This is a genomic window from Streptomyces sp. NBC_01216, from assembly GCF_035994945.1.
Lineage (GTDB): Bacteria > Actinomycetota > Actinomycetes > Streptomycetales > Streptomycetaceae > Streptomyces.
Map to the genome: position 1 here is coordinate 6,633,673 of NZ_CP108677.1, position 9,413 is coordinate 6,643,085.

General features: G+C 68.7%; 6 protein-coding genes and 1 pseudogene. 5 read left to right on the top strand and 2 right to left on the bottom strand.

The genetic code is table 11. The annotated features are described in order from the left end of the window. The first annotated feature begins 103 nt into the window (after positions 1-103). Positions 104-1,126: a LacI family DNA-binding transcriptional regulator gene (locus OG393_RS29970; protein ID WP_327377816.1), complete on the top strand. Its 1,023-nt coding sequence runs from the start codon at positions 104-106 to the stop codon at positions 1,124-1,126. Positions 1,127-1,477: 351 nt separating this feature from the next. Then, the gene (locus OG393_RS29975; protein WP_327377817.1) at positions 1,478-4,330 is read left to right on the top strand and encodes a discoidin domain-containing protein; all 2,853 of its coding nucleotides are present in this window, start codon (positions 1,478-1,480) and stop codon (positions 4,328-4,330) included. Between the two features lie 191 nt (positions 4,331-4,521). Here OG393_RS29975 and OG393_RS29980 read toward each other — a convergent pair whose 3' ends face one another. Next, the gene (locus tag OG393_RS29980; RefSeq protein ID WP_327377818.1) at positions 4,522-4,872 is read right to left on the bottom strand and encodes a hypothetical protein; all 351 of its coding nucleotides are present in this window, start codon (positions 4,870-4,872) and stop codon (positions 4,522-4,524) included. Positions 4,873-5,044: 172 nt separating this feature from the next. Here OG393_RS29980 and OG393_RS29985 point away from each other — a divergent pair, with 172 nt between their 5' ends. Continuing rightward, on the top strand, positions 5,045-6,304 hold the full coding sequence (locus OG393_RS29985) for an AGE family epimerase/isomerase (protein WP_327377819.1): 1,260 nt from the start codon (positions 5,045-5,047) through the stop codon (positions 6,302-6,304). Between the two features lie 110 nt (positions 6,305-6,414). Then, entirely contained in the window at positions 6,415-7,365 is a 951-nt protein-coding gene (locus OG393_RS29990) for a carbohydrate kinase family protein (protein WP_327377820.1), read from the top strand. Between the two features lie 56 nt (positions 7,366-7,421). Here OG393_RS29990 and OG393_RS29995 read toward each other — a convergent pair. After that, a pseudogene (locus OG393_RS29995) lies at positions 7,422-7,574 on the bottom strand (IS6 family transposase); the annotation flags it as partial. 987 nt (positions 7,575-8,561) lie between these two features. Between OG393_RS29995 and OG393_RS30000 the strand changes: the two are divergent. Continuing rightward, on the top strand, positions 8,562-9,413 hold the full coding sequence (locus OG393_RS30000) for a fumarylacetoacetate hydrolase family protein (protein ID WP_327377821.1): 852 nt from the start codon (positions 8,562-8,564) through the stop codon (positions 9,411-9,413).

Here is a 9,413-nt window from a genome sequence, read left to right on the forward strand (position 1 = left end):
ACATCTTCGGGATAACGTTATCGCGAGGATAGTCCCGTGTTGCGGGAATGTGTCAAGAGTCGATCGGATAATGTTCGACCGCTACAGCGAGGAGTCACACCGGATGAGCCGACCAGCGGGTGGGAGCGGAGGCCGATCCAAGCGGCCGACCATGGTGGACGTCGCCCGCGAGGCCGGCGTGGCTCTGCGCACGGTATCCCGGGTGGTCAACAACGACCCGACGGTGGGCGCGGAGTACGCGGCCAAGGTCGAGGCCGCGATCGCAGCGCTCAACTACCGCCCGGACGAGCGGGCCCGGCAGCTGCGCACGGGCGTCACCGGCACGATCGGCGCGGCTGTTCGACGAATCGCCGAGGTCAACCCGGCCCTGGCCGCCATCGAGCACGCGGCCCGCATGTCGGGGCAGACCCTCCTGGCGGCCTCCACGGACTTCAACGAGGCCAGGGAACACGAGATTCTCGTCTCCATGTGTCGGCAGCGCCTCGACGGCATCATCGTCGAGCCGATCGGCGAGAACCACGCCTACCTGCAGCCGGAGCTCGAAGCGGGCATGCCCTTGGTCTCCATGGACCGGCCGATGGCCGGGATCTCAGCGGACTGCGTCATGTCGGACAACGCCGCGGGCATCGGCACGGCCTTCCATCACCTGTACCGGCACGGGCACCGCCGGATCGCCTACATCGGCGACAGCGAGCGCGTTTTCTCCGGCCGGGAGCGCGCCGCGGCCTTCCGGGCCGCGCTGGGCGCCCACGGCCGGCCCGCCGAGGGTCTGGTGCACCCCGGCGAGATCACCCCCGAACGCGTTGCCGCCACGCTGGAGGCCGCGTTGCACGGCCCGGAGCCGGCGACCGCGCTGGTCACCGGCACCATGGACACCACGCTGGCGGTGCTGCGGCACCTCGGCCCACAGGCGGCCTCCCGGCTGGGCATCGTCGCGTTCGACGAGGTGCCGCTCGCCGACCTCATCCAGCCCGCGCTCACCGTGGTCGCCCAGGAGACCTCCACCGTCGGCCGCACGGCCGTGGAACTGCTGCACGCGCGCATCGCCGATCCGGACCGCCCTGCGCAGACCGTGATCGTCCCGGTCACCCTAAAGGTCCGCGGCTCCGGCGAGGTGCCGGCCTGACCCTCGGGCCGGTCAGGATCGGGGACGATGTCTTGACAGACGGCCGAGGCAGCGGCCATCGTTCGCGATAACGTTATTTCAGCGCGGCCGTGATCCTCTCAGACGTCGGCGGTCGGCGGCTCTCGAGCCGCCGACCGCGTCATCACTGCCCGGATGTGCGCCGACGCAGCCACAACGTCCAGGTGCGCGCAGTCGCCTCTTCCGGCAGTCCCGCCCAGACACCTCCCCCTGATTCCCCGCCGAGGCACGATGCCGCGCTTCGCCTGACAGCGCGGCCCGAGCGCGACCTCGACAGCGGCCTCCCGACTGTCATGCTCCGCACCCGGATTCACCCATCTCAAAGGAGAGACGATGACGGACCACAGCGCAGGCTCATTGCCTCCGGACAGAAGAACAGTCCTCGCCGGTGCCGTCGTGGCAGCCGGCACCGCGGTGCTGACGGCGGGTCCCGCCGCGGCGCTGTCCGGGCCCGCGGACGAACGGCACCGCGGTACGACAGTGCTCCCGACCGCAAGGCAGCGCTGGTCGAAGCTTCAGGCGAAGCTGTCCGGCATCACCGGCCAGTGGACGGACCAGACGTACAGCGGCGCAATCACGACCAGGATGCCCAATACGGCGCTCCTCGGCAACGGCGATGTCGGCGTCACCTCCGGCGGCAGCATAGGCGTGAAGACGTTCCACATTTCCAAGGGCGACTTCTGGAACGGAAACGGCAAAATCCAGCCGCTCCCGATCGGCGGCATCACGCTGAAGTCGACGGCAGCGGGCAGCGACAACCTCGCGCTCGGGGCCAAAGCGACCGCGAGCAGCGCCCTCTTCTCGCCCGACCGTGCGGTCAACGGCCAGTGGGCCCCGGGCTACGAAGGCTGGGTCTCCACCGTCGGCAAGCCCCAGTGGATCGCCCTCGACCTGGGCTCCGAGCAGAAGATCGCACGGTACGTCATCCGCAACGACGAAGCCGCCCGCCCCGGCAACCAGGCATTCAACACCCAAGACCTCACCGTGCAGATCAGCCCGGACGGCAACACCTGGACCGACGTCGACATCGTCACCGGCAACACCGCCGCGGTGATCGGCCGGAACGTCGAAGCGTTCACCACGCGCTACCTGCGGCTTTACATCACCGAACCCACCCAGGGCACCACCGACGACTCGATCCGCAACCCCCGTGCACGCATAGGCCAGTTGGAGCTGTACACGCTGCCGAACACCCCACCGGATCCGGGCGCACCGAGCCGGGACGCCTTCCACGAAGTGCAGCGAATCCTCGATGCCCACATCACCACGTCCGTCGTGATGGGCGGCGCCACACTGGCGCTGGACACCTGGCTCGCGGCCGAGGACAACATCCTCGTCGTCACCGTGACCTCGAAGAGCACTTCACCGGTGGAGCTGGTGGCCCAGACATGGGCCCACGCAAACTCCCCCTCGTACCCGGCGACCGCCGGGGTCAGCGGTGACACGGCCTGGGCACAGCGGTCGACCGCCGCCGGTACCAACTGGGTGTCGACAGCCGCCTTGGGCACTCGGGTGTTGGGCGCCCACTCCGCGCAGGCCCCGACGGTGAAGGGTGCGACCGCGAGCACCGTGTTCACCCTGCGGCCCGGCCGGACCGTGACGATCGTGACGACCGTCGGCAGCGGCAAAGACGCCAGCGGGGTGCAGACGGACGCGGTCCGGGCAGCGGGCTCGCAGAACAGACGCACGCTTTCCACACTCGCAAGGAAGCACGCCCGATGGTGGAAGCGGTACTGGCTGGCGTCCGGCATCGACATCGGCAACCCGGTGCTGGAGAAGTACTACTACGCGGCCCAGTACTTCATCGGCTCCGCCAGCCGCCCGGGAAAGGTAGTCCCCGGCATCTTCGGTATCTGGACGACCACGGATCAGGCATCCTGGAACGGCGACATCCATCTGAACTACAACGCCGAGGCCCCGTTCTACGGGGTCTATTCCAGCAACCGCCCCGAACTCGCCCTCCCCTTCCACGACGTAATCCTCGACTACGTACCGGAAGCACAACGCCGGGCACAACACGACTTGGCCCGGGTGAATCGGGACTACGTCGCGCAGCGCTTCCCGAGCGGTGGCGTCCCGACGGGGGTGCTCTTCCCCGTGGGCATCGGACCGTTCGGGTCGACGACGGGCAACACTTACATGCAGCAGGTCGCCAACAGCCTCTTCGCGGCGACCCAGTTCTGCGCCTACTACGAGTACACGCGGGACATCGACTTCCTGCGGGACAAGGCGTATCCGTACCTCAAGCTGGTTGCGGCCTTCTTCGCGCACTGGCTGGAGTGGAACGCGGGCGCGGGGCAGTACGTGCTGTGGAGCGGGCCCCATGAGCTTTCGTGGGGGAAGAACTCCACCGCCGACATCGGCATGCTCAAGCAGACACTGACCACGCTGATCGAGGCGAGCCACGAACTGGGCATCGACTCGGCCGCACGGCGGGACTGGCAGAACATGCTCGACCACCTGCCGGCCCAGCCGACCAGCGTCTACCGGGGCGCCACCGTGTACTCCCTGGTGGAGCCCGGCTCGATGCAGGGCGGGGACACCCGGGACATCCGGCCGGGGGAAAACACGGTGAACCTCGAGTTCATTCACCCGGCCGAGGTGCTGGGGATCACCTCACCCGCCGCGGAGCGGAAGATCGCCATCGACACGGTGGACGTGATGAACTCGTGGCGTCAGTTCAACAGCTTCCCGAAGGTGTTCACGCAGGCCGCCCGCGTGGGATACCCCGCCGCATCGCTCATCGCGCACTTCGAGCAGACCATCCAGCCGCGGCTCGCGGCCAACCTGAGGATCGACGACGGGGGCCACGGCATCGAGAAGTCCGGTGCCACCGAGGCGATCAACAGCATGCTGGTGCAGAGCTTCCAGGGAACCATGATGCTCTTCCCGGTGTGGCCGACCGACCGGGACGCGAGCTTCCACGGGCTGCTCCAGCCGGGCGCCTTCGAGGTGTCGGCCGCGCTGCTGAACAAAACCGTGGCCTACGCCGAGATCACCAGCCGAGTCGGGGGCATTCTGCGCCTGACCAACCCCTGGGCGGACACCCGGCATCCCACCGTGACCGATCACCGCGGCTGCCGTGTCCGCTTCTCCCTGAAGGACGGAATCATCACGGTGAAGACGCGGGCCGGCGGCAGATACCTCTTCCGCGCGGCACACCCCACTTCGACGTCGGGCGGCTGACGCCCCGCCTGCCTCATCCGGCCGGATACCCGATCAGCGTGCAGCGTCGGGGACCGCGCGCCAGACAGGGGGTGGTTCCATACCGGTTCGACGGAACCACCCCCCGCCACAATCGTGGCTGTCGGGCAAGCCTGGGCCGAGATCCGCGCACGATCGCCCCGATCACGGAATCGTCCTGGATTCGGCTCTGTTCAGTGGTCGATGGTGGCGCTGAGTCTGCCCTTGTGATCACGAGGCATGAATAACGTCAACTCTCTTGCAGGTGTGGTGCCTTCCGGGTTGTCGAGGATGCGGCGGATGGCGGCGAGATGGTCCGGGTCACTGCTCGGACGCGGGATGTTCCGTGCCCCCGGTGTACGGGATGCACAAGTGCCGGTTGCCGGTGGCGATCCGGGTCGCGTCACGAATTGTGCAGTGCGCCGAATCCGCTGATCCGGGACACCGAGAAGGTCGGTGAGAACCAGGAACGGCACGGTGTCGGCGACGTCCCGAACGAGTTCCGCGTGCCCCTGCTGAACGACGGTGTCGAGGCGCGTGGGCACGGGTGGCATCCCGCGACCTGGGCAGGCCGATCAGCGCCGGGCGCGAGCCCGTCACCGCCCTCGGCGGGCGTGGCGCTCGCCGTCCACGCGCGACCTCGCGTTCTCGCTCACGAGACGCCGACACCGGAAGACGTCGTTGCCCCACCCCACCGGATCGACCTTGAGGAGCCCGATGACAGACGACGCCAAGTACCCTCCCCCGCAACCGGCCGCACCGAGGCTTGCGGGCCTGGTGGGTGACCCCGCCTGGCTCGCCGCCGAGCGGGCCAGGCTGCTGGACTTCGCCCGCGCCGCGCGTGTGCCCAACGGGTTCGGCTGGCTCGACGATCGCGGTGCCGTGCGGGACGACGGGTGTGTCCACACGTGGATCACCTGCCGCATGACCCACGTCTTCGCCCTCGCCCACCTCTGCGGCGACCCCGATGCGGCGAACCTGGTGGACCACGGGCTCGCCGCCCTGTCGGGACCGCTGTACGACCGCGAACACGGCGGCTGGTACACCGGGGCGGACGGCGACGGCCGGCCGCTCTCCACCGAGAAGTCCGCCTACACACACGCGTTCGTGGTCCTGGCGGCGGCCGGTGCCACGGCCGCCGGCCGACCGGGGGCCCGGGACCTGCTGACCCGATCGCTGAACACGATCGAGTGGCACTTCTGGAGCGAGGAGGAGGGCCGGCTCCTCGAGAGCTGGGACCTGCCCTGGCAACTGTGCGAGAACTACCGCGGAGCGAACGCCAACATGCACGCCGTCGAGGCGTTCCTGGCTGCAGGAGACGTCACCGGCGAACCCGTCTGGCATGCGCGAGCCCTGCGCATCGCCCGGCACGTGGTCCACGAACACGCCCGAGCCGCCCGATGGCGCATCGTCGAACACTTCGACGCCCATTGGACGCCGCAGTACGAGTACAACTGGGACCGGCCCGACGACCCGTTCCGGCCATTCGGATCCACCGTCGGGCACTGGTTCGAATGGGCCCGACTCCTGCTCGGCCTCCACGCCGGCATGCCGACCCCACCCGACTGGCTGCTCCACGACGCCGAGGCGCTCTTCGCCGCAGGCGTCCGCGAGGGCTGGAACGTCGACGGGGAACCGGGGTTCGTCTACACCGTGGACTGGGCCGGCGAGCCGGTCGTCGGAACCCGCATGCACTGGGTCCTCGCCGAGGCGATCGCGGCAGCCGCCGTCCTCCACCGCGTCACCGGCAACGACGAGTATCAGCACTGGTACCACACCTGGTGGGCACACGCGGACCAAGTCTTCGTCGACCGCGCCGACGGCAGTTGGCACCACGAGCTCACGCCCCGAAACACCCCCGCGGCGACCGTGTGGCCCGGCAAACCGGATATCTACCACGCACTCCAGGCCACACTCATTCCCCGACTCCCGCCGGCTCCCGCGATCGCCGAGGCACTGCGCCGGAGACTTTCGTGAACACCCGCAGGTCCCGCTCATGTGCAGGGGCCGGGCCCGCTGAGAAGGGGCAGGCTCACCTCACACGATGTGCACAGCCCACGCAGCAGAGACCCAGGAGTAGGCCGAGCATGTTCCTTGTCGTCGGAGAAGCCGTCGTGGACATCGTGAAGTCCGGCCAAGGAGACACCGCCGCCTACCCGGGCGGCAGCCCTGCCAACGTGGCGGTCGGCCTGGGCCGGCTGGGCAACCCGGTCTCACTGCTCACCCGGTACGGCCGCGACCCCTACGGAGAGATGCTCGCAGCCCACTTCGCCGACAGCTCGGTCACGCTGCTCGGGGACACCACCGCCGACGGCCTTCCCACCAGCACGGCGATCGCGCGGACGGACACCGCGGGTGCCGCCACGTACGAGTTCGTCATCTCCTGGGACCTGGCGCCGATACCGGAACCGGACGAGCTCCCTGACGGGGTCGTGTGCCTGCACACCGGCTCGATCGCGGCGGCCCTGGAACCGGGCGCGACCACCGTACGACGGCTTCTGAAGCAAGCCCGCGGGCGCTGCACCGTCTCGTACGATCCCAACTGTCGTCCGACGCTGATGGGAGAGCCCATGCGGGCACGGACACTGATCGAGCATCGGGCCGCGCTTGCCGACGTGGTCAAGGTCAGCGACGACGACCTCGACTGGCTCTACCCGGGACGGGACATCGAAGACGTCGCCCGGGAATGGCTCGAACGCGGACCAGCCCTGGTCGTGGTCACCCGAGGAGCCGCCGGCTCCTACGGCGTCTGCAGATCGGGGGGCGTCCACTGTCCGGCGCCCACCGTCGAGGTCGCCGACACCGTCGGCGCAGGCGACGCCTTCACAGCGGGGCTGCTCGACGCGCTGCGCCGACTCGACCTCCTCGGCGCGGGCAACGCATCCCGCCTGCGCCGTCTCGGTCCGGAAACCCTCATTGAACTGCTCGGTGAGGCATCCCTGGTCTCCGCACTCACGTGCGTCCGCCCGGGGGCCGACCCACCAACCGCACAGGAACTCGAGAGCCATCGGCACGGTGTTGTCAAGTTGTCGATGTGATGGTCGCTTGAGGGTGTGTCGGGTCGGGGTGGGGGTGGGTTTCGGGACCTGGGGCAGGCCGTGGTGGGTCGGCTGGCCGTGCCGGTGATGTGGTCCCGGAGTGTGAAGCGGAGTGCCATCTCGAAGTGGTAATGGGTGGCGGTCAGGAGATGGCGTCGGGGCCGGAAGTGGGGCGAGATGCCGCTGAGCGCGGACAGGAATCGTTGGGCGGCGCGGCGCGGCGTGAGCGGAAGTACTTCATTGCGCGATGACCTCCGCCGGGTAGCGGTGCCCCTTGTACGACGGCGACACGCTCTCCACGACAGGGCCTCCCAGCCACGACCCAACCCGAAGATCATCTCACCCCCACCGGTCAACGTGCCAGCACCGGTGAGTGAACCGGCCCCCCACCAGCCCTCATTCCGGAGGGAGGCCGGTCTGTGGTGCGGGCAATCCGGGCAGGTGACACCGGGACGCTCCTCCCGTGCAGTCGTCGGATGGCTTGCCGTACTGACCCTGGGCATTCAGCGGAATTGGGTGAACTGACGCCACGGTAGAAGCAAAGGTGCCTTGACCTGCGAGGATGCGAGTGTCTAGTCCGCATCCGATGTAAGAGTCAGGGCACCTTTCCGGTGGGCGAGCGTACAGGGTGGGACCGTCGGCTGCGTGTGCGGGCCGACGGCGAGGGGCTGGTCGGGCATGCCGGGGCGGTGCTGCTGCGCCGGTGCGCGGACCGGGTGGATGCTCGCCGTGAACCTGGCCGCCGACCTCGACGCGTGGGTCAGGCTCCTGGCCTGCCCAACGTCGGCGACCCGGCCGACGCCGCCGTCACCTGACGACCCGGCCCCGTTCCGACGAAGACCAGAACGGAGAAGGACCCGCACCACCCCGGGCCCGTGGAACCTGGCGCAGCCGCGGCGTCACGCGCCGGCCCACCCTGACCAGCAGGGGACCGCATCATGAGTCGGAGATCCGGCTGACAGTATGAGACATCGGATGAATCTGAAGCTGCCATCCGCGTTTCGCGTAGAGATTCGCCGCAGTCCTCCTCTCGAACTCTGCATCTCTGTTCTGAGTTTTCACAGGGTGCCAACAAACATCGGAGGATTTCTTGCGTCAGGCAGTCATGGCTCGTATGGTCGGAGCGGCTGCGGATTCATCCGATGTATTGGTCGATGGGGATCCTCGGCCTCTGGACCAGTGACAGGAGACACGGAATGAGGCTGCTGCGACTCGGGCCGCCGGGAGCGGAGGTGCCCGCAATCCTTGACGAGGACGGTACGGCGTACGCGCTCTCGGTTCTGACGGCGGACATCGACGGAGCGTTCCTCGCTTCCGGTGGAATCGACAGGGCTCGGGCGGCACTCGCCGCGGGGACACTGCCGGTCGTAGAGGCCGCTGGCCTGCGGACCGGCGCACCGGTCGCCCGCCCGGGCAAGGTGGTGTGCGTCGGCCTCAACTACCGCGACCATGCGGAGGAGACCGGGGTAGCCGTCCCCGAACGGCCGGTCGTCTTCATGAAGGACCCGTCCACCGTGGGCGGCCCCTACGACCGGGTGCTGATCCCGCGCGATTCGGTGAAGACCGACTGGGAGGTCGAGCTCGCCGTGGTCATCGGTCGCGAGGCCCGCTACCTGGCGAGCCCGGCCGATGTCATCCAGTACATCGCCGGCTTCGCGATCAGCAACGACGTCTCCGAGCGCGAGTTCCAGCTCGAGTACTCCGCGCAGTGGGACCTCGGCAAGTCCTGCGAGACCTTCAACCCGCTCGGCCCCTGGCTGGTTACCCCCGATGAGGTCGGCGACCCCCAGGCGCTCGGCCTGCGGCTGGCCGTCAATGGCGAGGTCTGCCAGAACGGCGATACCAAGAACATGATCTTCGATGTCGCCTACCTGGTCTGGTACCTCAGCCAGTACATGGTGCTTCGCCCCGGCGACGTCATCAACACCGGTACTCCCGCCGGCGTGGCCCTCGGCCTGCCCGGCACCCCCTACCTGCGCGAAGGGGACGTGGTCGAGCTGTCGATCGACGGCCTCGGCACCCAGCGCCAGACGTTCGCCAACGCGTGA

Coding starts and splice junctions, on each gene's coding strand:
- OG393_RS29970 (WP_327377816.1), top strand. CDS start 104: ATGAGCCGACCAGCGGGTGGGAGCGGAGGCCGATCCAAGCGGCCGACC.
- OG393_RS29975 (WP_327377817.1), top strand. CDS start 1,478: ATGACGGACCACAGCGCAGGCTCATTGCCTCCGGACAGAAGAACAGTC.
- OG393_RS29985 (WP_327377819.1), top strand. CDS start 5,045: ATGACAGACGACGCCAAGTACCCTCCCCCGCAACCGGCCGCACCGAGG.
- OG393_RS29990 (WP_327377820.1), top strand. CDS start 6,415: ATGTTCCTTGTCGTCGGAGAAGCCGTCGTGGACATCGTGAAGTCCGGC.
- OG393_RS30000 (WP_327377821.1), top strand. CDS start 8,562: ATGAGGCTGCTGCGACTCGGGCCGCCGGGAGCGGAGGTGCCCGCAATC.